The 25,426-nt window shown below is 39.3% G+C and carries 16 protein-coding genes; 6 read left to right on the top strand and 10 right to left on the bottom strand.

The window, feature by feature from the left end:
- Nucleotides 1-248 precede the first annotated feature (248 nt).
- Nucleotides 249-2,411, bottom strand: a complete 2,163-nt coding sequence (locus J8L97_RS18955; RefSeq protein ID WP_211052151.1) for a winged helix-turn-helix domain-containing protein — start codon at nucleotides 2,409-2,411, stop codon at nucleotides 249-251.
- 501 nt (nucleotides 2,412-2,912) lie between these two features.
- Between J8L97_RS18955 and J8L97_RS18950 the strand changes: the two genes are divergently transcribed.
- Nucleotides 2,913-4,268 (top strand): M43 family zinc metalloprotease, encoded by a 1,356-nt coding sequence (locus J8L97_RS18950; RefSeq protein ID WP_211052150.1) that lies wholly within the window; start codon nucleotides 2,913-2,915, stop codon nucleotides 4,266-4,268.
- 482 nt (nucleotides 4,269-4,750) lie between these two features.
- Here the strand turns inward: J8L97_RS18950 and J8L97_RS18945 are convergent, their stop codons facing one another.
- Both J8L97_RS18945 and J8L97_RS18940 read right to left on the bottom strand, forming a co-directional pair.
- Nucleotides 4,751-8,686, bottom strand: a complete 3,936-nt coding sequence (locus J8L97_RS18945; RefSeq protein ID WP_211052149.1) for a hypothetical protein — start codon at nucleotides 8,684-8,686, stop codon at nucleotides 4,751-4,753.
- 515 nt (nucleotides 8,687-9,201) lie between these two features.
- The gene (locus J8L97_RS18940) at nucleotides 9,202-9,630 is read right to left on the bottom strand and encodes an organic hydroperoxide resistance protein (protein ID WP_210998039.1); all 429 of its coding nucleotides are present in this window, start codon (nucleotides 9,628-9,630) and stop codon (nucleotides 9,202-9,204) included.
- Between the two features lie 130 nt (nucleotides 9,631-9,760).
- Here J8L97_RS18940 and J8L97_RS18935 point away from each other — a divergent pair, with 130 nt between their 5' ends.
- Nucleotides 9,761-10,192, top strand: a complete 432-nt coding sequence (locus J8L97_RS18935) for a MarR family winged helix-turn-helix transcriptional regulator (protein WP_211052148.1) — start codon at nucleotides 9,761-9,763, stop codon at nucleotides 10,190-10,192.
- A 191-nt stretch (nucleotides 10,193-10,383) separates the two neighbouring features.
- Here J8L97_RS18935 and J8L97_RS18930 read toward each other — a convergent pair whose 3' ends face one another.
- Nucleotides 10,384-10,782: a hypothetical protein gene (locus J8L97_RS18930; protein ID WP_211052147.1), complete on the bottom strand. Its 399-nt coding sequence runs from the start codon at nucleotides 10,780-10,782 to the stop codon at nucleotides 10,384-10,386.
- 176 nt (nucleotides 10,783-10,958) lie between these two features.
- Nucleotides 10,959-11,942, bottom strand: coding sequence for a hypothetical protein (locus J8L97_RS18925; RefSeq protein WP_211052146.1), 984 nt, complete (start codon nucleotides 11,940-11,942; stop codon nucleotides 10,959-10,961).
- Nucleotides 11,943-12,269: 327 nt separating this feature from the next.
- Here J8L97_RS18925 and J8L97_RS18920 point away from each other — a divergent pair, with 327 nt between their 5' ends.
- Nucleotides 12,270-13,883 (top strand): ABC-F family ATPase, encoded by a 1,614-nt coding sequence (locus J8L97_RS18920; RefSeq protein ID WP_211052145.1) that lies wholly within the window; start codon nucleotides 12,270-12,272, stop codon nucleotides 13,881-13,883.
- A 129-nt stretch (nucleotides 13,884-14,012) separates the two neighbouring features.
- Here J8L97_RS18920 and J8L97_RS18915 read toward each other — a convergent pair whose 3' ends face one another.
- From J8L97_RS18915 to J8L97_RS18905, 3 genes are all read right to left on the bottom strand, one after another.
- Nucleotides 14,013-14,891, bottom strand: a complete 879-nt coding sequence (locus J8L97_RS18915) for an ABC transporter six-transmembrane domain-containing protein (RefSeq protein ID WP_211052144.1) — start codon at nucleotides 14,889-14,891, stop codon at nucleotides 14,013-14,015.
- 80 nt (nucleotides 14,892-14,971) lie between these two features.
- A complete protein-coding gene (locus tag J8L97_RS18910) occupies nucleotides 14,972-18,097 on the bottom strand; it encodes an efflux RND transporter permease subunit (RefSeq protein WP_211052143.1) in 3,126 nt (1,041 codons plus the stop codon).
- Nucleotides 18,094-19,218, bottom strand: a complete 1,125-nt coding sequence (locus J8L97_RS18905; protein ID WP_211052142.1) for an efflux RND transporter periplasmic adaptor subunit — start codon at nucleotides 19,216-19,218, stop codon at nucleotides 18,094-18,096. Before J8L97_RS18905 ends, J8L97_RS18910 begins: the two co-directional genes overlap by 4 nt.
- A 470-nt stretch (nucleotides 19,219-19,688) precedes the next feature.
- On the opposite strand from J8L97_RS18905, the gene J8L97_RS18900 reads away from it, so the two are divergent.
- From J8L97_RS18900 to J8L97_RS18890, 3 genes are read left to right on the top strand one after another with little or no spacing between them, the layout of a single operon-like run.
- On the top strand, nucleotides 19,689-20,360 hold the full coding sequence (locus J8L97_RS18900; protein ID WP_211052141.1) for a response regulator transcription factor: 672 nt from the start codon (nucleotides 19,689-19,691) through the stop codon (nucleotides 20,358-20,360).
- Nucleotides 20,360-21,643, top strand: coding sequence for a HAMP domain-containing sensor histidine kinase (locus J8L97_RS18895; protein ID WP_211052140.1), 1,284 nt, complete (start codon nucleotides 20,360-20,362; stop codon nucleotides 21,641-21,643). Before J8L97_RS18900 ends, J8L97_RS18895 begins: the two co-directional genes overlap by 1 nt.
- 37 nt (nucleotides 21,644-21,680) lie before the next feature.
- Entirely contained in the window at nucleotides 21,681-22,085 is a 405-nt protein-coding gene (locus tag J8L97_RS18890) for a DUF1801 domain-containing protein (RefSeq protein ID WP_211052139.1), read from the top strand.
- A gap of 41 nt (nucleotides 22,086-22,126) precedes the next feature.
- Here the strand turns inward: J8L97_RS18890 and J8L97_RS18885 are convergent, their stop codons facing one another.
- Both J8L97_RS18885 and J8L97_RS18880 read right to left on the bottom strand, forming a co-directional pair.
- On the bottom strand, nucleotides 22,127-23,656 hold the full coding sequence (locus J8L97_RS18885; protein ID WP_211052137.1) for a DUF3369 domain-containing protein: 1,530 nt from the start codon (nucleotides 23,654-23,656) through the stop codon (nucleotides 22,127-22,129).
- Nucleotides 23,657-23,668: 12 nt separating this feature from the next.
- A complete protein-coding gene (locus J8L97_RS18880; protein WP_211052134.1) occupies nucleotides 23,669-25,318 on the bottom strand; it encodes an ATP-binding protein in 1,650 nt (549 codons plus the stop codon).
- Nucleotides 25,319-25,426 lie beyond the last annotated feature (108 nt).

Raw genomic sequence — 25,426 nt, 5'->3', positions numbered from 1 at the left:
GTCATTTGACGCAGCATTCAGACAGACACTAGGTCGCGGAGTTGAAGATGTATGGAATGAATACGTTACATTCATAAATAACGGCGGACAACTAGAGTATTAGTCAGTATAAATAACGGCACAATAAAGCGAGTGTACTACGCTCGCTTTACGCAACGCCCTCACATTCATTGACTGCCGCTCTCATTTGAAATCAATAAAAATCAATCAAGTACAAATACACTCAAAGCCTTAAAGAAAAAACCACATTACCGACACACCTGAAACAGCTGTTGATTAAAGTCTTCCAAAGCAGGTTGTGCAGCGCTAATCACATGTTTCGCATTATTAATCGTGAGTTGTGTGCTCGTTGTATTCACAACCGCTGAAAAAATGGGGAGTGTTCCCCAACGCTCACATAACGCGGGGCTTTTTTTACAACCCTGCACCAGTGCGCGCTCTGCTTTGTTTATATCGTCACTAAGCATAAAATAACTGCCAAGGATCAAATCTGATAATGCAATTTCATCATTAGGCAGTGCCAGCGCCAAAGGTTCATACTTGAGCAAATATTGTATGCGCTCATCTTGGCTATCAAAGGCCAATTGTGATTCAATCACGGCATTAGCTAACTTTATCACTGCATCTTGACTGAAGCTTGATGTCGCCCTAGTCATCAAGGATTGCGCTTGCTCTGCGTGCTGTTTTTGTCCTATTGAAAGTTCAATGACCGCACTTAAAAATAGTGGCTCAAATAAACTATTGTTTCCCAGCACACTAGAAGCATACCCTTGATACCAATTCGAATAAGTCGCTAATGTGTCAGCCGTCGCATAGTTTGCAAATGTCAGCCACGGAATACGCCAATCTCTCGCATTCACTTCATTTAACTGTGTCATCCAGCGCTCACTCCAGCTTACATCCCCTAAGGCGGAGTTCAGCATCGCTGCTGAACCGGTAAGATCATCGTTGCAAGTGAGTTGATCTTGAAAACGAGTGAGTAGTGACATAGCGAGTTCAAATTTGCCATGCATGACATACCAATTGAAAAAGATGTAATCGATATTGTTTGATAAATAACTTTTACTATCTAACCACCCTCTATATTGCCTCATTAGTGTATTTTGTTTGCTATACAATAGTTCTTGAAAATAAAAATAAGCATTATCTTCAAAGCTTTGCTCATGTTTAAAGACTTTTTCAAAATGGTGTAATGCGCGTTCATCTTCCCCTAACTCAAGATGAAGCAGGCCTTGAATATACGTGATAAAATGATCTTGTTCTAACTTTTCAACAAGCTGAAATGCTATATTTATTGCACCTTGCTCAGCCAGGTACAGCGCCGCGGATATGATCGAGTAATTGCTTTGATGATACCGTGCAAGTAGGTAGTTTACCCCGGATAACAGGCGATCATTATCAAAGTGATCTATTTGATAAAATGCCAGCAAAGTATCGATAAACGCAAGTTTTGCTCTTTTTTGTTGCTCGTTTAAGCTATTCACTTCAATGTCATCAAACAGTTTTTGTTTCGCCATTTCTAGCTGCTCACTGTAAGACAAAGATGCCAATGCTTTTAACTGTGTATTAGCCCTAACAAGTTCTGCAATGCCTGAATTACCCTGCTTCAACATCGGTGTCGTAATACGGCTTACTAAATTTGAAACAACTGCCTGATCAAGCTTCTCTAATGGTTGCATTTCAACATGAACTAAACGAGATGGTAACCCCATAAAAACCAGCCCCAACATCGCGTTTTTGTCGGATATATACTCCAACACAATTTTTGTATCGCTACCGAGGCCGTTGATAGTCTCGAGCATATTACTATGTTCAGCGCGCTGAACTTGTGTGATGTGCAACGTTTTAGATAGATTGTCTACAAACTGACTAAACACCTCATTATTTTGTCCAGAAAATGGGTTAATAACCACTAAGTGTGTCGGTGTGTTCACCTTGAGTGCAATATGGCTTTGGGTCTGATTAAAGTATAACCATGTATAACGTGTCAGCACCATCACCGCCAAAAGCGCTACTAAAATCCCACCTATCAACACAAATCGATTTTTTTCTCGCTCAGTTCTCGGCGCGACCGAGCGTGATACTTGTTTGCTGTCATGTTGGGTTACCGGTGCGATAAGTTGATAGCCAAATCGAGGAACTGTCTTAATGTAGTCTTGTTCGTTTCCATCTTCGAGTGCCAGCCGAAGGTTGCGAATGGTTTGATAAACCAAGTTATCAGTGGTAAATTCCGTTTGCCAAACCTGTTCCTTAATAGTCGCAATAGAGACTACTTTATCTTCATGTGAAATAAATAACTGTAAAAGCTTAAATGCCGTTGGACTTAACTCAACGTGTTTATCATTATTTCGAATACAGAATGTCCGTTCGTCTAATACCCACTGTCCAACCTTAAATTGCAAACTTTGCATCCTCTATTCCATTTTCTATATTTTTGCCACTAAAGCCTGTAACCAATTATAGCTGTGTCTTCTGGCCTGCAACATAAACCTTTTAAATTCGAGCTAAGATTTATAACACAACTTTTTTTGACTATACACCTCTGCACGACAGTCTGAGTACTACTCAGACCAGCATATAAAATAGCGAGCTAAAAGAAACCGTAAATGCCGTAGTGAAGGTTACAAAAACCTCTCTGATTTCTCGTAAAAAAACCAGCTTAAAAAATCAGCCCCTTTATTTACACAACCGTAAGAATCTCGTTCAGAAAAATTATAAGTATATACGTCAATAAATTAAAAAACGTAAACCAATATTAAAAGGCGTAAGAATAACTACTAAGAACTATTCAGAGTAAACAAAGCCAATACAATGATAGTGTGCCCTCTTCTCAATAGCGGATTGCTTACAGTCAGGTGTTTAATATCAGGTAATACCATCAAGCAACGCCACATGTTAGGAGTTTATACGAAATGATCAGTTCTCGCGTTTTATCTATTGCTTTACTCAGTTTAATTAATATAGGCTGCTCTAGTGATAATGACACAACGCCAACCCAAGACAGTGGTTCAATCGCCGCGCTCGTGCAAAATAGTGAAAATACACAAACCACTAAATTCAACATTAATATTGAATTCGACAATGACGCTATATCCGCTGCCCCAAAATTACTCAGCTTGAGTATAGGAGAGGTAGGTGACTTTACACTGAATGCGCAATCTGGATATCGAGTCACCGATATCAAGGGCTGTGATGCCTCGTTTGACAAAAATACACAAAAAATCCAAGTGGTTGGCGGCAGTAAAGTTTGTACAATTTACGTCACGAGCAAAACAAATAGCACCTTGCTACCGATCACAAGCTCAGTCGAAGGATATGGAAGGTTTATATCATTACCAAAGAGAGTCGAGCAAGGTAGCGACTTTAACATTGTAACCAAACCCCATACTGACCAAATCCTCGACAGTATTCAAGGGTGCGGTGTCAAAAAAACATCTGGTGTATGGTCTGTAAAAAATGCCCAATCGCCCTGTCATATTACAGCTAAATTTAAATCTCAGTTCGACACCCCCAAAGCATTTTCCCACACCATTAGATTACCTATCGTGGTTCATGTCCTAGAAAATGAGAATTTCACTATCGATGATATTCAAATTGAAACCCAAATTGAATTGCTTAACTTACATTTCAGATCATCAGATTTGCTCGAAACTTTAAATATGTTAAGTGGTACAGCAAGGGTCGCTGTTGAGCATATCCCTTATATTGCAGATGTGGGCATTCAGTTTTACTTAGCGACACAGCAACCCAGTGGCGAAACATTTACGGGAATAAATCGTATAGCCGATCAGGGACATATAAGCACCGCAAGCATGCTAGGCTCACTGTACGATTCACATAAATACATCAATATTTGGGTTGGAGAAAAACCGCCTGAGCAGTCTCAGTACAGTATCACGTATCCCGCTGGAACATCAGTCGCCCCTGGGATCAGTCTTGATTATCGTGCTGTTGCAGACTATTCAAGTCGTACTTATGATCCTAAGCTAAATAAAACACTGACCCATCAACTTGGACATTTTCTAGGCTTAGTTGGCCACATAGCCGATGGCCCCAAAGGGAGTCACCATACACTACCGTGCGACGGCGTGATAAAACAAAGTCCAAGCTGCATTAACCAAGACCTACTCTTCAACTATATGCGTCACAACAATATAGCTGATGAGGACAAAAGGATGTTTTCATTGAGCCAAGCGCAAGTAATGCGCAACTGGGTAACATCAGGCCCACTAAAACCACTCTATGATAATAATATTGACCAACAGTGATCCCATTTAGCCCTTGTTTTGCAAGGGCTGTCTAATTTTGTGAAAACCTATTTGTTAGGTCAACTCAATTAACATCACCTAAGCACCGGTGGCTTTGTTCAGCGATAAAACCATCCGTTACTTTTGACACCAATCGCATTCAGTTAGAATGATTAATCTGTTTGGCCACTCTCTAGCTCTCTCACATATGCACCAAAAACATCACGACTCATCAATTATAAGTAACTGAGGAAAGGCATGAAATATCTGACTGACATTAACGGCACTATGTGCTCTGTGTCAGCACTAAGTACATGCACAATTTGCTTCCTCGAAACAATCGTAACCATGTTAGATACTAGTGTGGGTTGTTTGACATACTAAAAGTAGGATATGTGAAATTTTCGCTATTACACAAATAAATATGATGAGTACACAAGCATATAACTTCAGAGTATATGTGAGAGACAAAATACACTTGTCTCCCACATACGTTTTATAAGTTAATGAACTGTATACTCTGGCCTATAAAATAAGTAGCCTTCTAAATTACCCTGAACCCCATTGACTGGGATAGTGTGAAGCTCAATTTGCATCGTCACTGCACCATCAGGGATGTCGATTGCACTCTCTAATAGCTCCCAATTATCAACTGTTGTCCAAAGAGACGTCGTAATTGCTTCTGCACCCCCAATAATTACTTTCTGCTCACTTTTCCCACCATCTAAATATGCTCTGCGCCTTTCGTGGGTCATACACGCGTACTTCAATTGTGCTGGGCTTAACTGAATTTCGCGTTCAGCTAACGCCGAAGATTGTGCCGAATAAAACGTGACTTTAATAGATGGTTGTTCAGAACATGTTAGAGCCTCAACGCTATCTTTAAAAGCCTCAGTCTCTAATAATCTAGCTCTGACCAGAGCTTTGACAGATACCTGATTTTTTCCAGTACCGGCGATATTTATACGTGATGACTCTTTAGTTACACCTCTCGTTAGCTTCAACAACGGGCTATCAGGAAATAAATTGTTATCTCCTTTATAATTCGCCCCACCATTTCGAGTTGCAGATACAAATGAGTACAAAGAAGCAATATCACTTACCGATTCAATCAAATTGTAACGAACGACCTTAGCGTTAAGTAAAGCGGCATAATCACATTGTTTGTTATCTGGTTTTTTAGCTAAATATGTTGCATAACAATAAACTAATCCACCGTTATCGTCATACGCATATGTTTTATTCCCGTTTCTAAACGATGCAGGAAACTCTGACATAATGTAATCAAAGTAATAGCTCATATCACCGTAATACCCTTTGCTTTCGTCAAGGCGACCATTAAATGACTCGTAAATATAGTTATTATGCGTTGGGTCAACATTATTTGGGTTAATTAGTGATAACCCATACTCCATCGCTTGATCATTTACTTTGCTTTCCCCACCGTGACGAGTGTACTCAATAAGCATTGAATATTTATCGAGCGAATCATCATGCTCTAGCTTTTGAAATATACCTTTGTTGTACCAATCTAATATTTCACGATCTACACCTTGGTAGTCTATATCCTGGCCAACTAAGGTTTCGACCTTGCGCTTTTGTGAATGAAAACGCTGTATTGCCGCATTTGGTTGTAACCAAATTTTATCAAAATGTTCTTCAAATCCTGAGGCTTTAATAGTCGTCAACTTATTTATGCATTCCCTTTGGTTATTATTTAATTGACAAGACATACTCGAGAACGTTTTCTCACTTGCATATGCATAATCGTGTATTCTCGAATACGCAGACATAACCAGTTCTAGGTGCTCACTTCTATGTTTTATATGCGCCTTCACTGCGGCTAATACTTCATTCAACTCATTACCACAATACGCTATGTCTATTCTACATTTATCGGGATCTATTACTGCAGCTGACTCAGCACTCCACTTAAATCCAGCAAATCTCACATGTGTATTCGGGTTATATAAGTTAAATAAGGCAAATTGTTCTAGTGCTTCATCAATGTATATTTTTAATTCACGTATACGCGCATTCTGCTCGTTATTACATGATGTCTGACTATCACAAGATAATTTAGGCGCTTGTAAAGTCAGATAAAACCCTCTTCGTGGTGCGCTCCCTGTGTATTGACTAGCTGACTCATGTAAACCATCAAGTAGCGCACTACGTTCATTCCCTACCGGTTTAAATAAATGCCAAGTTTTAAAATCTTTTAAAGCATGGTTACTTTCACTTATTTTCAGCATTAAATGATCTTTTACACCAAGTACATTATCAAAAAACTCTCTTGTACGATGGCGTTCACTGACAATCTTGAAACTATTATGCGGTTCAGGTAATACAGTATCATTCAGTGTACCATTACCTTTCACCCTAACAGCCATATCCCAAAGAGACACAGCATCAAACAACTTATGCTGATAATCTAATACATATACATCATTTTCTTTTTTGTAAGGATACATATATGCATCCATCAGTTCTGTTGCTGATAACTCATAAAAGTGAAAAGTTTCAGTATTTTGATCTGGTCTCGATTGAACTCTGTTCCTAGGCCACAGTTTATTAAAAATAAAATTCTGTGTTCCATCCACTTCGCCAGCGATAGATGCAATATGCATTGGGCTGCCTTCATAATAAGCACTTTGCTCAGGCCATGCCACATACACCAGTTTGTAAGCTCGTTGCTCTGAGATACTGCAACCATGCTCGTTACAAGGAGTCAGTTTAATACTGACACTTTGACCTGATGTTAAACTTTGATTCAAAGATGATAATTGTCCAAAATTGAACCAAACATTATTGCCATCTGAATTGCCGGCTAAATCCACTCGATGTTTTATAACACTGAGATTAGAGTGACTGCTAAGACCTGCATTTACATTCTCTGCCAACGGCTTAATTTGAACATCATAATATGAAGCACTTGCAACCGCTGAAATATTCCATATCAACTTTTCACTTGGGTTATAGTAGTTATCAACCAGTGTCGACGTATTCCTTTCCATTACTAGGCTAGCAGTGCCTGTTGGTGCATTAGGCGGTGTTACCGGATCCGTCACCTCTACAGAGAAAGTGCTGTCTATACATGCTAACTCAGGATTACAAGCAGATATAACATATTGATATACTCCGGCTACACTAAACCCGAGCGCTTGCGTATAACTTTGCTTTGTGTCTTTTTGTAAAAGTTCACTATTGCGTTTCACTTCATACCAAGCACCTGCAATCAATCCTCCAGCTCGTTCCCAATTGATTGTGAAACCTTCATTTGTGCCCAGCTGTAAATGATTGCCCTGTAATTTTGGCGCCCCAGGAGAGGTATAAACGTAAACAGATGCTTCAGCACTCACCGATCCTTTTGAGTTTGAGGCTGCGACCGTATATTGGTATTTCCCATGGCGCGCTTTTTCAATATTGGTGAGTGGTGCATTACCTACGATTTGACTTTGTACACCATATGTTTCTGTCAGCTGATATATCGCTCCGTCCACTTGCGGCCAAAGTACACTAAATTTTTTATTCACCGGAATATAATAAGCCGCTTTCCCTTCATATTGAACTTCGATATTAGGCGGGGTTAATGGTTGCTCTTTTTTCGAAACTATTACAGTCCTATTAACACTTCCTCCGTACAAACCGTTTGGATTAACTGCCTGAATAGAATAACTATATGTACCGGCTATGTGCAAGACATCAGAAAACGCCTTATCACTTGAAAAGGAAATAGTCTCACCGTTTTTAGTAACTTTATAACGAATACCTGGCACGCTTCCGCCTGGCGTTCCCCATGAAAAAGAAACACTACTCCCTTCTTCAATATTCGTCACCAAACTTGCCGGATTTACAATATTTGGTGTACCCGGCCCAGTGTAAATATAAAAGTCCTTTTGACTTCCGCTGCTACATTGATTAAGCATGTTACAAGCTTGAACAACAAGTGATTTATTACCATATGAAGTATACGATTGTGAATAACTATTAGCGCGTACTACTGTTCCATTCACTAGGTAATGAGCCGCATAAGGGACACTATTCCACGATATAGAGTATGATTGATTTATCGGTGAATAGTATAAACCAGAGGGAGTATTTGGGTTATTAGGCTCCGGCGGGTTATTTACGGTTGTACATTGTTCAGCACCAAATAAACCAAACTGGTTTGCAGTGCTATCCCAACCACGAACAATAAAGCACCATGTGCCAGTTTGAGAAGGTGAAATAGTTGTGCCTGAACCTCGATAATCCGTAAAACTCCAACTGCCACCATTATGGCGTACTCCTAGCTTTGCAAACGAGAAATTTACACTAGAATACGTTGAAAGTGGTGACCAATTAACGTGTATTGATTCACCAAGATAAATATTAGAAGATACACTTAAAGAATGTGTCACTTTTCCATAGACACTCACAGCTGATGCAAAATTGGACATACACAACATCAACACATATAGGGGCATCAATACTTTGTATTTTTTAAAAAACAAAGATTGGTTTCTGCCTTATTCATTACTCTTTCCTTACTATTATTACCAATAACAAACATATTTTTACATCAATGTAAAAAATAAAGAATTATAATACGTGAAAAACAATAAAGTTTCATCAAACCTTTTATTTAAAAAAAGTTTGTTATCAAAAAACCACAAAGTAACCAGTAGTAAAATTCGAATATGAATATATTAATAAAGAAACAACATATAAAATTATAAAGAACAATAAATAGACAATGCGTTATATAAATATATAAGAGGTAGGCTCATGTCCTGTAACTAAAAATGACAAAAATTAACTATAAACAACCTCTTTTTATGAAAAATTAAATATTTCTTAAAACGACACCTAGATCGAGTGTATTAATAATAATCAATTAAGTGTGACAAGTAATAACTAAGATCATAAAACCACTGCTGAGACACCTAAAGGGAGCTAACGCTCCCTTGCAACCTTATACAACTGATAATTCTACAACAATATTACCACGTGTTGCGTTTGAATAAGGGCACACTTGGTGGGCTTGCTCTACCAAAGCCTCAGCATTACTTTTATCCATATTCGGAATAGATACTGCAAGCTTAGCTGCGATACCAAAGCCACCTTCAATAGGGCCAATACTAACTTGTGCGTCAATACTCGTGTCAGCGGGTAAACTTACTTTACTTTGCCCAGCCACAAACTTAAGGGCACCAATAAAACAGGCTGCATAGCCTGCTGCAAATAACTGCTCAGGGTTTGTGCCTGCGCCATCATCACCACCTAACCCTTTTGGAGTAGACAGTTTTACCTCTAAACGACCATCATCAGAGCGCGCACTTCCTTCACGTCCACCCGTAGCAGTAGCATTTGCTGTATAAGCAACAGTTTGTAATGTATTCATATTCATTCTCCGGTTATTAAACTATGTTTTTTACGTAGCAATTTAGTTTGCATGCAAACTAATATACCAATAAATTTCCTGATTGCAAATACTTTGTGTGCAAAGTAAAATAATAACCAAGGAGAGTACTATGAGCTACGAGCAATTAAAGTTAAAAAATCAGTTATGCCATCGTTTGTATATGGCATCGAACAGCATCACAAGGCGCTACCGTCCTCATTTAGAAGCGTTAGATCTAACCTACCCGCAGTATGTGGTTATGATGGCATTATGGGAACAAGACAATATAACCATTGCACAATTAAGAGAATTAACCGCCATTGATGGTGGCGCTTTAACGCTGATTTTAAAAAAGATGACGACTAAGTCTCTCATTCGCATTGTGTCAAATGAAAATGATAAACGAAAAAAGCATGTAAAGCTGCTTGCCGGTGGTCTTGACCTTAAAGTGCAAGCTCAACATATTCCAGAGCAAATAAAGTGTAATTTTTCAAATGTAAACGAAGAAGAAGTCAATGATCTTATTGCACTATTAGATAAAGTGCTTGTAAATTTAGACTAACAGGGCACTGTTTAACTGCATTCGAGAGAAGTAAATTTTCATACAAAATGCATTTGGTAGTGCGCTACTATTAGCTAAGCCACTACCAAAATATTATTTATAAAAACTGCGCTGAATAGGCAAGTAATAAGCGTTCAATTCACGCGATAACTTGCTCTGTCGTGAACGTCGCCAATAAAAAAGCAACCTTTTTAATACTTTTTAGGTTTATTTTTTAGCCACGCAACAGCCGTCATTCCCGTTAGTATTACGCTAAGCACGTTAATCCCCACACTCACTTCATCTACATTGAATGCAACAGATATCATCACGCCAAAGCTCAAACCTAGGCTCAAATCACCATAGTTGATGTTAACCAACTGCACAGCAAAATAAAGTATCGCTAATGCGAGCATCTTCTGATCGCCCTCTCGGATATGCTTTACTAGAAAAAAGCCAATCCCACCCCCAATCAAATTCTCAATGAACTCCCCTACGTTCATTTCCAGTAATATTGGCATTAATATCGCTAAGCCCACAACGAGCAAGGCATAGGCAAACACGCATTGGGAAACAAGAATATTAAAACGGGTTTGTTGCGGAATTTCCATACTGAAAACGCTGTATTACATTAATTTGCTTAGCATTATCTACTATTTTATAAGTAACTATCAATTGTACTAAAGGAGGGTTTATCTCAATCAAAAAACTAAAAAAGGATACTATCGCACTCGAATGCATAGGGCTACTAACTAAGTGCTATTAATAGCCCTGTAATTTACAAAACCTAAGGCAACATAGGTAACGCAAACATCATATAACTGGTGTTTGAATCCTTCACTTTCAAATACCCGCGTTTAAACTCCATTTCTAGGCGAATGCTATCTCCTGTGCGACGATTATCCAATTCACGTATTGGTACAATACTTTGAGAGATAAATTTAACATTGTGCTTTATAACTTCTTTTACTTCTATGCTCATATCAACCCCAACAAATTCGAATACATCAATGACCATACGACTAAACTCAGTGTATAGCTGGTTGAAAATTTCAGGCGTTAGGTCATTGATCAAATCAATGATCCAAGGTAAATCTACCTCTGTTTTCACATCTGGTCTGAAATTAGATAACTGCGGGTTTAGTACCATTTGTTGAGTATGAACATTATACTTACCGGTAATTTTCACATCTGCATACTTTATCTCTACATGAAGATATATACGTAGTCCCAATTGCGTTTTTCGCAGTTTACTTTTTGCAATAACATCAAAGCCTTCTATCGATACAGGGACATTTCCTTGGGCATCAACTTGACCATTAATTTTCAATGTCATCGAATCTTCAATATACGCACTATGACTTCGAATACTCATGTCAGATTGCGCTGCAATATTGTTTACAATATCGGTGGAGACTTCTTTAAAATTATGTTCAACCGTTGCCAATTGCCTGCGGATAATGTCGCTCACTTCGTCATACATCACTTTAGGCGCATCGGTTGAGGTTGTGCGACCGGCAGCCCAACAATTTCCTCCTGTGTAAATGACCGGTACTGCAACGGGGGTTAAATGTTCGGTGCCCGGATGTCTGTGAAATATCATCGACCGAATTGTTCGACAAGAAGCTGAATTGGCGCGATACCAATCAAAATCTCCAGTGATCGCTTGAGGTGAGTTGTTTATTGCTAAATCATTGTTTTTATATTCACTTGGTTCTAACGCAAACACGTTAATGCTCAATGCGAGTAGCCATACAGCGGTAAATTTCATACTAAATCCTTTCATTTATGTGAGCGGCTAATATAGTAAAAATGACCGTTTTTTGAAGTTACATTTGTCATAAGTTCACTATTTGTACAGTCACAACATACTGCGTATAGACATCCAAGCTAAATAAATTCACCCCTATTCACTATAATTACGCCTCAATTGATCACAAAATGTGGTTATTTACAGTTTAAGTAAAGCTTTACTCGACAGCCTATCTCTCATATCTGTATAATTCGCGACCTTGTTTAGATAGACCAACCCTGACGCTTATTGCAAACGACACAACAGTTCGTTTGACTGTGGGCTCACCTTGCTTAGGAATTCATCTTGATCTCAACCGCGAATATCACCATGCAGTTTGGTGCAGAACCTTTGTTCGAAAATATTTCTGCTAAATTTGGTAACGGAAATCGTTATGGCCTAATTGGCGCTAACGGCTGCGGAAAATCAACATTCATGAAAATTTTAAGTGGTGCGCTCACTCCTACTTCTGGCAATGTGTCTATCACACCGGGCCTTAAAGTTGGTAACTTAAGTCAAGACCAGTTTGCTTTCGAAGCATACTCGGTTGTTGATGCTGTCATTATGGGTGACACAGAACTGTGGAAAATAAAACAAGAGCGTGATCGCATATACTCATTACCAGAAATGAGTGAAGAAGATGGAATGAAAGTTGCTGAACTTGAAAGCTTATTTGCCGAAATGGATGGTTATAGCGCAGAAAGCCGTGCAGGTGATATTTTGCTTAAAGCGGGTATTGAAGAAGAGTTCCATTTTGGTTTGATGTCTCAAGTTGCGCCAGGCTGGAAACTGCGCGTGTTATTGGCACAAGCATTATTTGCCAATCCAGATATATTGTTACTGGATGAACCAACTAACAACCTTGATATTCATACTATTGGTTGGTTAGAAAACGAATTAAATCAGCGTAAGTGCACCATGATCATTATCTCGCACGATAGGCACTTTTTAAATGCCGTCTGTACGCATATGGCCGACATAGACTACGGTGAGCTACGTATCTATCCTGGTAACTATGAAAAGTTTGTTGAAGCATCTTCACTTATCAGGGAGCAGCTTTTAGCTGGCAATGCCAAAAAACAATCAGAAATTGATGAGTTACAAGACTTTGTCAACCGTTTTGGTGCAAACGCCTCCAAAGCTAAGCAAGCAAGCTCTCGCGCGAAGCGAATGGACAAAATTAGCTTAGACGAAGTAAAAAGTTCAAGCCGTATTGCACCGAGCTTACGCTTCGATGAAGGTAAAAAAATGCATCGCCAAGCGCTTATTCTAGAAGACTTTGGCCATGGGTTTGAAGACGAAGTGCTGTTTGAGAAAGGAGAGCTCATTTTAGAGTCAAACGCAAAGCTTGCCATTATCGGTGAAAACGGAGTAGGTAAAACCACCTTCATACGTTGCTTAGTGAACGAGCTTCAAGCCAATGAAGGTGTCGTGAAGTGGTCTGAAAACGCATCAATTGGTTACTGCCCACAAGATAGCTCTAAAGACTTTGATAATGATTTATCACTTTTTGATTGGATGTCGCAATGGCGTACAGCCAAGCATAACGATTTAATGGTACGCGGCATGTTAGGTCGGTTGCTCTTTACCGCTGATGACTCTAACAAAAAAGCCAAAAACTGCTCTGGTGGCGAGAAGAACCGATTGTTGTTTGGTAAACTCATGATGCAAGACGTGAACGTTTTAATTATGGATGAGCCCACCAACCACATGGATATGGAAGCCATTGAAGCGTTAAATAACGCCTTAAAAGAATACCAAGGTACATTGATTTTTGTTAGTCATGACCGTCAATTCGTATCGTCATTGGCAACTCGAATTATCGATATAAAAGATAAGAAAGTTGAAAACTTCCACGGTACGTTCGACGAATACCTTGCCAGCCAAGCCGAGCAAGAAGCGTTGTTAGGCGTAAGATAATACCGTGACACACGCAAAGGTTGATACAAATAAGTTATCAACCTTTGCTATACACTCTTTACAGCATCATAGTTCGAACTATTAAACCTCCCGTTTTCAAGCAATATTAAAACACCTTCGAAAAATAAACTAATCCGTTATATCTTTTATATGCACTATGTCTGTTGAGTTAATTCTATTTGTAATTTCTGTCAACCTCGACCAGCTTTGCAGCGTCATTGGCAAAACAATTGCGGCTTCAACAAACTCAAACGAATAACTCACAATAGAAAATATGACACCTGCACTCATCGCACCATGCAATGTTGCGTACCATAAGTTAAACACAACCATACTTAACAAGACCAAAAACACACTGCCATACAGTATCGCTTCTCGGTCTGAAAGCTTAATTTCTAGTTCTTTTAAATAATTGAAATGACGAACAAGTTTATACACCGAGCCAGTATTTAAAATAGTAACTTGCCGCTCTGATTGCTTATTATACGCACCATTAAGTATATAGAAATTGCCATGAAACAAAGTATAAATAAGCAACATCATAACGCCACTACACAAAGCAGCTATGGCCAACATAGGATTAAGAAAATACAACACAACCAGAGAAACGATAAATTGAATCACCGCATTTAATATCTCTGGTACGCTTTCCTCTAAGAAGTCAACGAACTCACGTACCATGTCTAATCGCGCATTCAGCACTGAGGTACTGAGTGAGGCGTTATTTTTAACAAACTCTGCTTGTACTTTGACTCTTATTTCCCCATACGCGCGAGTATCATAAAACCGTCTAATAACACTCATCACGATTAAACTAATCAAAATTGCTACTAAAACAAACATCTCTGTTGTCTCTTTTGCCAATAAGCCGTCAATCGCAAACCCTATAAACATGGGCACCAAAGCAGTCAACGTAATCTCTACAATGGTCAAAATAGCATTGATAGTCACCTTGGTTTTGTTTGCTGTAATGATCCGATATAAAGAGATTGGGGCTACGGATGTCATAACATTAACCCCTTACCTTAGCATAAAGTAGATACATCATATGCCGGCCATCATCGTGTGTTTTCAAGGCGCTTTTACAATTATGCCGATGCATCATTCACTCTAACTGGTTTTTTAATTACAGCCTTTGCGTCTTCGGCAATTGCAATGAGCACAGGAATTAAGATCAAAGTGATCGCGGTGCCAAATATTTCACCATAGGCTAATGATATAGCAGCAGGTATCAAGTATTGTGCTTGCTCTGACGTTTCCGACATCAGTGGTATCAACCCAGCAACCGTGGTCACTGTGGTCAAAAAGATCGCTTGGAAACGGCCGACACCTGAACAGATAAGCGCTGCTGATATGCCTAAGCCATTGGCGCGTTCTTGATTAAAACGCGTCATCATGACCAAAGAGTCATTCACGATAATGCCAATGAGTGCCAACATGCCAAAAAATGACAATAAGCTAAGCGGCACATCCATAATAAGATGGCCCGCTGCGGCACCAATAAAACCAAACGGCACAACGGCCATAATAATAAAAGGCTGAAAGTAAGATTTTAAAGGGATCGCGAGCAACACGTATATCAGTACAGAAATGACAATTAATGCGCGACTCAAGCTGCCACTCAGTGCCTGTGCTTCTTGTAACTCACCGCCAACAACCACATTAATTGTTGGAAACATACCTTTGAGCTTTGGCACGATCACCTCTGTGATTTGCTGACCAACTTCCGTATTAGAAACAATTACCTCATCGACTTGAGCTTGCACATTATTAACACGCTTACCATTTCGTCTTTCAATGTAGTCGCTGGCATAGCTCGAAGATATTTCAGCTATAGAGAGCAATGAATACCACTCCCCATTTTGACTCCTTACTCTGGTCTGCATCAAATCTTCTAATGTGCGACTGCTTTCTTTATTGTTACTGACATAAACCTTAACTTCTTCGCCACTTCGTTGCATTCTCTGGGCTTCAACCCCCGTAAATCGCCCGCCAATTTCAAAAGCCAAATCTTGTGCAGAAAAACCCAAATGCTTCGCTTCTGGCTTAAGAAGCAAACGTACTTCAGGCTGACCTCCTTTAATGCTATCTCTTAGATTGTAAACCCCTTGAATTGCGTTAAGCTCCTGCATTAATTCATTACTAGCCTCTTTGAGAATGGCTTCATTTTTACCAAATAAGTACAATTCCAAACCACCGCTTGTCCCTTCGTCTGACGCTGAGAATTTCAAGTTAATTGTTCCTTCTAACTCCCCAACCCGTTCACGCCATAGGTTAACTATGTCAGAAGTATTGAGGGTTTTACGAGACTCTGAAGGCAACAACTCAGCATATATTTCCCCTTGAAATGCACCCGCAACTACTTTAAGCATATGGTTAATTGGTGCAGCTTCTGTTACCCCTTTTTGAATATAAAAGTCATTGATCTCATTTCCTATTTTCTCAATTTTTTCCATGTTCCCTATGGTCATTGAATAAGGTGCCCTTGGGTCCATCTCCATAGTAACTCGAATAATTTGCCCAGGTACATCAGGGAAAAAAATCGATTTTATTTTACCATTTTCAATGAGCCCCATACCGAGAAGCGCAACAGAGACGAATGTAATTAACACCGCATAACGTTGACGAATTGCCCAATTAAGCGCTGGTGCATAAATGCTGTCCCTAAATCGAGATAAGGTCGTTTGCGCAAAATGCTGACACTGACTCCATAAGCGAGCCACCACAAAAGTAGACGGTTTCTTATCAATATCGACATAAGCTAGATGCGCTGGCAGGATAAATTTACTCTCAAAAAGTGAAAATAACAGCGCTAAAATCACCACACCAGAAAATGCAGAGAGTACTTTGCCAAACCCCTCTTGAATTAACATCATAGGTAAAAAAGCAGCGATTGTTGTTAATACACCAAAAACGGTTGCTGTAGCGACTTTCTTAACACCTTGTTCAGTACCTACAATGGGGTTTTTGTGCCGCCTTCTTTCAGTGAACACACTTTCCCCTACTACAACAGCATCATCGACAAGAATACCCAGCGCGATAATTAGTCCAAATGTTGTGATGTCATTCAGCGAATAATCAATCCAACTCGTCCCCATTACGGCAAGTGCCCCTGCAATACAAATAGGAATCCCCATACCTACCCACAAGGCTAACTTAGTGTGTAAAAAGAGCGCTAATAAAAATACAACCAACAGCAAACCTTGAATAGCACTGGTTCTTAATAAACTTAATCTGTCAGAAATATAGCTGCTAGAATCACCAAATATTGAAACACTCATTTCAGGAGGAAGCTGAGACTCAAAATCTGCAATAACACGTTTTGCCACATCAGCAATGTGTAATACATTTTCCTTGCGACCAATTAAGACCTCCATACCAATTGCCGGTTTACCGTCAAAGCGGACAATAACATCATCATCTTGATACTGATCTTCGACCATCGCAATGTCTCGTAAAAGTATCCGCGTACCGTCTCCATTCTCTATCACTGGGATGTTTTCAAAATCCGCTTTGTAATAGGCTTGATTGTCAGCGCGAAGTGAAATATTTGCGCCCTTGGTTTTTAACATACCCGCGGTGGAAAGAAGTGATGATTTCTTAATGGCTGCTGCCACATCACTAATCGTTAACCCATACCTTTCTAACTCATCTGGGTTAGTACCAATGCGCATTTCTGGCTTTTTTTCCCCTAACAGTCTGAGTTTAGAAATTTCGGGTTGTTCAAGTAAATTTTCTTTTAGTGTCTTGGCTAATTGTTGCAATGTTTTTTGATCTATTTCCCCATCCAACATCACATACAGCGCTGGGAAATCAAAATCATTACGGGAGATCTTTGGCCGCTCAGCATCACTTGGTAACGTCGCCACGCCGTCAATGCGCAACCTAATATCATCAAGCAACCTTTGTAAGTCATGACCTGCATTTTTTTCGACTCTCACTTGTGAGCCGTTATTGTAAGAAAAAGACTTAATCGTTTTTATTCCATTGAGGCCTTCAAATGCATCTTCAACCTTTTGCGTTATTTGTTCATCAACCTGCTCGGTGTACGCACCGTAATAAGTTGTGTCAATAATAATGGTATCGGCTGGAAGTTTAGGGAAGCCTTCTATGCGCATGCCATTGACTGTCATATAACCCATGACAAGAATAAGTAGCATAATCAAATTTGCTGCGACAGGGTTTCGAATGAACCAACTTGTTAGCATACTCATCTTAATGTAGCTCCTTCAAACGAAGGATTCACTTTTTTACCTGCGATAAATGACGCGAGAGGGTTTATTACAATATTAAAATCGCCAGCGACGCGACTAATTGGCGCTGTAATAATTAAATTATCTCCCTGATAGAAGAGTATATTACTTGGGAAGTAGCGTAACCGGTTATCTTCATCTATGTACCAAACTGTACTTTCACGCGTGTATGCACTGGCCGGGATCAATAATGAGTTATCTACTGCTCTACTGGGTATTTCTACATTGACAAAATCGCCTGACAGTACATTATTTTGCTCATCATTATCGATTTCTAAAAACAGTTTATGCTGACGAGTCTTCGGGTCTAGAAACCCACCACCTCGCTTGATCTTGGCGTGCGCTACCCTATTGCCTTGTTTACTTTTAATTTGAGCAGTTCGCTGTTCCCACTGAGTTGTAAGGTTTTGCCATTGAATATTGTTTAACGAAACCGTAATATCAAGATTTGTTTGATCAAGTATACTAAGCAGTGGTTCACCCGCATTCACTGTTTGTCCAATGCTAACAAAACGGTGCGTTACAATACCTGAAAATGGTGCGACAACCGTGGTGTAAATTTTTTTCATTTCAGCCGCTTTTATATTGGCTTTAGCGGCCAATACCGCTTTCTTAGCAATATCTAGCTGCAGCGGTATCGCTGACGATTCAGACTGAATACCTGATTTTTTTCTATCTTTTAAGGCTCTTTTAGCCCGATCTTGTTCTGTAAATAAGGTAAGATTGGCTGCTGCTAGTGCCTGTTTCGCTGACGCTAAATGAGCCTTGTAATCACTATCTTCAATTCTTATGAGGACATCTCCCTTCGCGTTATATTCACCGGCCAGCGCACTATCCTTTACCTCAATAACCTCACCATCAACATGTGCTTTGAGGGTGACTGCCCAGCGAGGTTTTATTTCGGCAAATACTCTAATAACACCTTCATGGGTACCAACACGCTTATTAATAACACTCACCTCACGCACAGTGTTAATATTATCTTTTTCAACAATATCAATCGTGTCTTCCATATACTCAAGTGCTGTTAACACAATCACCATAAAAATAATTGAACCAATAAACCAAAACTTACGAGACATAACATTCCCCAAAACGACTTCTACGCAAAATTCAACGGCAGACAAGTTGAATACCACCAATTTGCACGGTTTCTAAAGCGATGATGAATAAACCGCTGCATACTGCAATTTTTACAAAACAAGTATTAAGAAAACATTAAGGCTGTGCTCAAGGAGCTATCATTATTACGTTGAGAAAGAGATATTTTGCTGTATACGTGCACCAATTAGCGCATTAAAACAACGTTTTAGAGCAGGTTATTACATATTAAAGCCCTGTAAAAAATGACCATTACAATGGTATATTACGCGTCATTAAAGTACTTCAATCACCTTAATACCATGTTAATAACGACACTGTCACAATGCAGGCCTACAGCGCAAGTCTGCGCTACTTAAAAATATATTACCCATCATGCAATGCAATTTTGACCAAATGATTAATGTGCTATCAGCTATGATGTATAAATAACGAAATAGAGAGTATTAAATTGAAAGTATTAATCGTCGAAGATGATAAAGACCTGTCGCTCGCTATATCCGATTACCTGGAAATGCATGGCGCTGAATGTGACTTTGCATATGATGGAAAAATGGGTGTAGAGCTTAGTATTAACAACGCATTTGACTGCATTATTCTTGATCTCATGCTGCCAAAAATACATGGTTTTGATGTATGTAAAACTCTCAGAGACCAAGGATGTTTGACCCCTATACTCATGCTTACAGCGTGCGATACAGACGAAGAACAACTAATGGGATTTGCAGCCGGATTAGATGATTATGTGACTAAACCTTGTCATATGTCATTACTATGGGCGCGGCTTCAAGCGCTTCACCGCCGTAATAATCCAATATTAGCCAGTTTTATCGTCGGTGATTTGTCTATTTTCCCCAAAGAACACAGAGCAATGAGAGCTGATACTGAACTCAAACTCACACCTACTGGCTGGAGAATCCTGGAGTTTCTCGCTAGAAATAGCCCTCAAGTGGTTACAAAAACACAGTTGGAGGAGCATATTTGGCCACATGAAGATGTTGAAACTGGTACGCTCAACGTACACCTTCATCAGCTGAGGAAAGTAGTTGATAAACCATTTCCTGCCACGCTTATTCACACACATGTGGGTGTCGGGTTATCACTTAGAGAGGCAACTACTTGATGACAGAGCATATTGCAAAACAAACAGCCCAGAGCATCGCTGAACGCACTAAACGGCAGCTCATATCTATTGCCATAGTACTGTTTATAACATGTCTTGCTTTTGTCATTATATTCGTTATTTATGTCGTAGACGCAACAACAGATAGCTACTTGCGTTTAGAAGCAAACAGCGTGATAAATCAGATTAATGTGAATAAAAATATTAACTTGCCGCAGCGTAAAGAGTTTAGTGCTTACCGTTCCTGGCAACAAATCCCCATTGATATAAGGCAACTATTTGATAAAAATAAACTTAAGCTTATGTCTCCTGTGACAATCGAACGTACTTCTGAATTAGGCCAAAGAGACTATGTTTATATCTTATATAGTAAAGTCAAAGACTACGGAGACATCTACTTTACGGGTGTTGAAGACGCGAAAAATGCTGACCAGTTTCTAACCCCGCTATTTACCAACGCTTTCATTCATGCCTTAATTTTAACTGTTATATTATTCTCTGCTCTGTATTTTGTTATATCTTGGATTTTAAGGCGCGCGTTGGAGCCATTAACAGCCCTTGTAGCTTGGTCTAAAAAAATTCAAGATAACCCCAAAGAAGACATCTACTTAAACTTTTCAATTAGTGAACTAAATCAAATTGCAGACCAGTTAATGACTAACATCAAACAAATGAATGCGCTTAACGAACGTGAACGTCTGTTTCTAAAACATGCCAGTCATGAGCTAAGAACTCCCTTAGCTACGATACAAGCATCGTTAGATACCATCAATTTGAGAATAAAAGTTTCCGACGCAAACCACCCATCATTAACGAGAGCGCTCAGAGCCAGCAATAATATGATCAATTTGTCTGATACCTTGCTTTGGCTGGCACGTGAGTCCAATAAAAAAATACCAAAAAAGCAAATTTCAATTCGTCAATGCTGTAAAGAAATCATTCAATTTCAAAGCTATTTACTCAAAGGTAAACCCGTCACTACTGAATTATCCCAGACTGATCACACCGTCGATATAGAAGACGAACTGTTGCGTATCATACTTTCCAATGTAATTCGAAATGCTTTTCAACATAGTTTTGCTGGCACCGTTTCTATTAACCTGTATGAAGATCATATCATCATTAGCAATCTGGTAAATACTAACGAAGAATCAGATACACAGTGTTTCGGACTGGGGTTACAGTTAGTAGAAAAAATAGCCTTAAAAATAAATTGGCATTTTAATTTTGCCATTAAAAACAACATCGCTACCGTCATAATAAATTGGCAAACTCGCCAATAACAATACCACTAATTATTTATCCCGTTAGGAGTCATATATGAAGAAAGTGATTGCAGATAAATTCAACGCTTATCCTGACGATATTTGTTTGAAGCTCACTTATCTACGTCGTTTAATTGTCAACACGGCCACTGAACTCAGTGCAGGTGTTCTGGAGGAAACGCTAAAATGGGGCGAACCTAGCTTTAAGGTTAAATCAGGAACCGCTATTCGCCTTGATTGGAAAAATACATCTCCAGATAGCTATTTTCTGTTCTTTAATTGTAATACAAAGCTCGTCGATACATTTCGGCAACTATACCCTAATGAACTACAATACCAAGGCAATCGAGCAATTGTGTTAAATCGTTCACAAGCCATTCCTGAACAGGCTATTACACACTGTATAAGACTGGCGTTAACCTACCACAAGATAAAACACCTTCCCTTGCTAGGCGCATAATAATTAGCCCTTAATCCAAGCCACAACGCTGTATTTGCACGCTAGTCTGGATATGAATCCATTATATGTGTCACTTTATCAATGTTCTCGATGAATAAGTCGACTAACTTTGGATCAAAATGCCCACCTTTTTCTTCTTTCAACAACGCGACAACCTCCTCTAATGGCCATGCTTCCTTGTAACATCGAGAATGCGATAACGCATCAAATACATCAACCAGCGCAACGATACGACCAAATATATGAATATCTTCGCCAGCAAGACCATTAGGATACCCTTTCCCGTTATACTTTTCATGATGTTGACCTGCAACAATCGCGGCCGCTTTCAGCACTGGTCGTTTAGAGCGTGCGAAAATATCATGGCCAATCGAAACATGGCTTTTCATTATTTCCCATTCAGATGCATCAAGCTTACCTGGCTTTAATAACACTGAGTCAGGAATCGCCACTTTTCCTACATCGTGCATTGGCGATGCCATAAATAGTTGATTGGCTTCATCTTCAGCTAGTCCCGCCCATTCAGCCAATGCTTTTGATAAGTGGGATACACGCCTAACATGATTTGCAGCTTCTTTTGATCGACTTTCAACAACTTCACCCAACGTGTCGATGATCTCTGACTGCGTATCAAATATTTCTTTATCAAGGGCCAAGTTTTCAAATGCAACGGATATATTATGAGAAAACAATGCTAGTAATTGCCTGTCTAACGCGTCAATCTGGCCAACTCGCTCTAGGTAAATTAAGTTAATACCTGTATTCGTCGTTGGAAAATACCCAACAAATGCACCGGCATTCAGTATACTTTTCTGCTCAGCGCAAGCTCGGTTAAATAACGCAATAATGTTTTCTGGCAGGTCGGGAGTAACGCCCACTGTGGGTTGTAACACTCCTGTCGCAGCGATTATTTCAAAGTTATCGTTAACCTTTTTTACAGCACAATTACTGGTTTCTCCACATAACGCATTTTTATCTACATGAAGTAAAGATGCCAGTTGAACCAACAGTCCATTAGCGAACTTATCTAGAGAGCGGATCCTAAACAAACTTGCAGTAGAATCAATGACCTTTTCAAGCCCCACTCTGTGGTTTTCTAACATAGCACGGGCATTCTCAATCGACAAAATATCACGATACCCCCGCAGGCCGGTATACATCACAGTAAACAATTTATCACTGCTTAGGTTTGTTTTTTCTTTGTAATCGTTAATATCATAATTAACGATTATTTCTCTTTCTGGAGCTTGTCCGGGTTGGCCTGTTCTTAAGATAATACGTACAAAAGTATTTTTTAATTCTTCTCTTATATACTGTGCAACCAACAAACCCGCGTCGTCAGACTCCATCACTACATCTAAAAATACCAATGCAATATCTGAGTGTGCCGCCAAAATTTCTTTTGCTTGAGATCCACTATAGGCACTTAAGAATTCAATTTTTTTATCGTCAAATTCAAACCGACCTAGTGTTATTTTCGTGACTGTATGAATATCGGGCTCATCATCCACAATGAGTACTTTCCATAATTCTTTCGGCTTGCTATCCGATTTAGACTTTTTTTTAAACATATTGCTGCCTATCTACTTATCAGATAATGTTCGTGGCGTAGAAATTAAGAATGTACTGCCCCCGTCGAGTTCACTTTTAACTGAAATAGAGCCATGTAATTTTTGCGTCACTATATTATAAATAATATTCATACCTAACCCTGATCCCCCATTTGAACGATTAGTCGTGAAGAAGGGATCAAATATTCTCTCAATTGTGTCAACACTCATCCCTTTGCCATTGTCTTTAAACTCGAAAAGCAGTTGCTGTGCCTCTAATTGAAAAGTCAATGTCACCGTACCTTGTTGACCCTTGTCATACGCATGAATTAAGGTATTCTGAATCAAATTTGTGAAGATTTGTGCCCACGCACCTGGGTAACTTGTCATCATCAGTACTTGTTGTTCACACTGCACATTAAAACGCACAGCGCTTTGTTTTAATTGGCTGTGCATGCTTGTCATGGTTTCTTTTAAATAATCTAAAATATCAAACTGACGAATTTCTTCTGATGATTGGTCCACTGCCACTTGTTTAAAGCTTTTCACCAAGTTTGCCGCTCTGGCTAAACTGACATGAATTGTTTTCGCCAACTCTGCTGAATCTTTTGTAAAACGCACAAAGTCATCTTCTTCTAATTCTCCTGCTTTAAACTGCTTATTAATATCTTCAACCATGTGTTCAAAATGAGAAATTCCAGTCAAACTTAACCCCACAGGGGTATTTATTTCATGCGCTACCCCTGCAACTAATCCACCCAATGACGCCAGCTTTTCAGATTCAATTAACTTCCCTTGTGCAAGTTTCAAATCTTCGAGAGACTGCGCCAATGCAGCTTCTCGTTGTTGACGTATCGCAACTTCTTCTTTAAGCGCTTCGCGTTCTACATCAAGTTGAGTTACCGTCCGATTTAATTTTTCGGTGCGTTCAATCACTCTTTCTTCAAGCTCTTGATTAACTGTGTCTAACTTTTTGATTGTCTCTACTGTTTTATCCATCATGCTATTGAGTGCATTTTGAACAACCCCGAGTTCATCATTGTTATTTTTTGCAATGCTAATACGTTTAAATACAGCATGGTCAGGGTCAATCGAATTTGCATGCTGTGCTAACATGCCAAGTGGCACCGTCAGTAATTTTCTAAACACGATGGTGACTAGTACCACCAACGCCATCGTTTTAATAACAGCATTTATCGCAAGCGTATAAACACCAGACTTAATGCTGTTAATAATGACACTTCGATCTGAATATAATCGCACCTGACCTAAGTCAGTGCCCTCATCCTTCATTGTTTTGATCAAGGTAAATTCATGCCAAAATAACCCCTCTTTTTCAGCTGTGCGCTCAAGCGTGTTACCACTAGAGAACAGAACTTTTTTGTCGGCGCCCATCACTTCAACACCTGTAATGTCTGGCAATCCTTTTATACTTTCCGCAGTAATGTTTAATTGCTCAAGATCATAGTTCCACAGATCGGTCGCCAATATGTCATGAAATGTTTGCTCTGATGCTTCAAGCACATTTTGTACTTCATTTTTGGCATCTTGGTATTCCACAGCAATGTGTATACCTGTCACGAGCAAGGTTAAGAGGAAATAAATAGACAATACAGAGCTTAGTAACCTCATCGAAATAGAGTTTTTAATCGACTTAGTATCAAGTGCTAACAATTCAATCATTACAAACAACCTGTACAACATGTCTATAAAACTTAGTCGCTATTAACAAAAGTGGGTAGCCATTTTGTTTTATATCACCGTATAAGTGGTTCACTTGCCTAACAGAAG

Source organism: Pseudoalteromonas sp. MMG012 (assembly GCF_018100875.1).
Taxonomy (GTDB): Bacteria; Pseudomonadota; Gammaproteobacteria; order Enterobacterales; family Alteromonadaceae; genus Pseudoalteromonas; species Pseudoalteromonas aurantia.
Note: the sequence above shows the minus strand (reverse complement) of the source record. Positions and strands in the feature narration are given on the sequence as shown.

Coding starts and splice junctions, on each gene's coding strand:
- J8L97_RS18955 (WP_211052151.1), bottom strand. CDS start 2,411: ATGCAAAGTTTGCAATTTAAGGTTGGACAGTGGGTATTAGACGAACGG.
- J8L97_RS18950 (WP_211052150.1), top strand. CDS start 2,913: ATGATCAGTTCTCGCGTTTTATCTATTGCTTTACTCAGTTTAATTAAT.
- J8L97_RS18945 (WP_211052149.1), bottom strand. CDS start 8,686: ATGTCCAATTTTGCATCAGCTGTGAGTGTCTATGGAAAAGTGACACAT.
- J8L97_RS18940 (WP_210998039.1), bottom strand. CDS start 9,630: ATGAATACATTACAAACTGTTGCTTATACAGCAAATGCTACTGCTACG.
- J8L97_RS18935 (WP_211052148.1), top strand. CDS start 9,761: ATGAGCTACGAGCAATTAAAGTTAAAAAATCAGTTATGCCATCGTTTG.
- J8L97_RS18930 (WP_211052147.1), bottom strand. CDS start 10,782: ATGGAAATTCCGCAACAAACCCGTTTTAATATTCTTGTTTCCCAATGC.
- J8L97_RS18925 (WP_211052146.1), bottom strand. CDS start 11,942: ATGAAATTTACCGCTGTATGGCTACTCGCATTGAGCATTAACGTGTTT.
- J8L97_RS18915 (WP_211052144.1), bottom strand. CDS start 14,891: ATGACATCCGTAGCCCCAATCTCTTTATATCGGATCATTACAGCAAAC.
- J8L97_RS18910 (WP_211052143.1), bottom strand. CDS start 18,097: ATGAGTATGCTAACAAGTTGGTTCATTCGAAACCCTGTCGCAGCAAAT.
- J8L97_RS18905 (WP_211052142.1), bottom strand. CDS start 19,218: ATGTCTCGTAAGTTTTGGTTTATTGGTTCAATTATTTTTATGGTGATT.
- J8L97_RS18895 (WP_211052140.1), top strand. CDS start 20,360: ATGACAGAGCATATTGCAAAACAAACAGCCCAGAGCATCGCTGAACGC.
- J8L97_RS18890 (WP_211052139.1), top strand. CDS start 21,681: ATGAAGAAAGTGATTGCAGATAAATTCAACGCTTATCCTGACGATATT.
- J8L97_RS18885 (WP_211052137.1), bottom strand. CDS start 23,656: ATGTTTAAAAAAAAGTCTAAATCGGATAGCAAGCCGAAAGAATTATGG.
- J8L97_RS18880 (WP_211052134.1), bottom strand. CDS start 25,318: ATGATTGAATTGTTAGCACTTGATACTAAGTCGATTAAAAACTCTATT.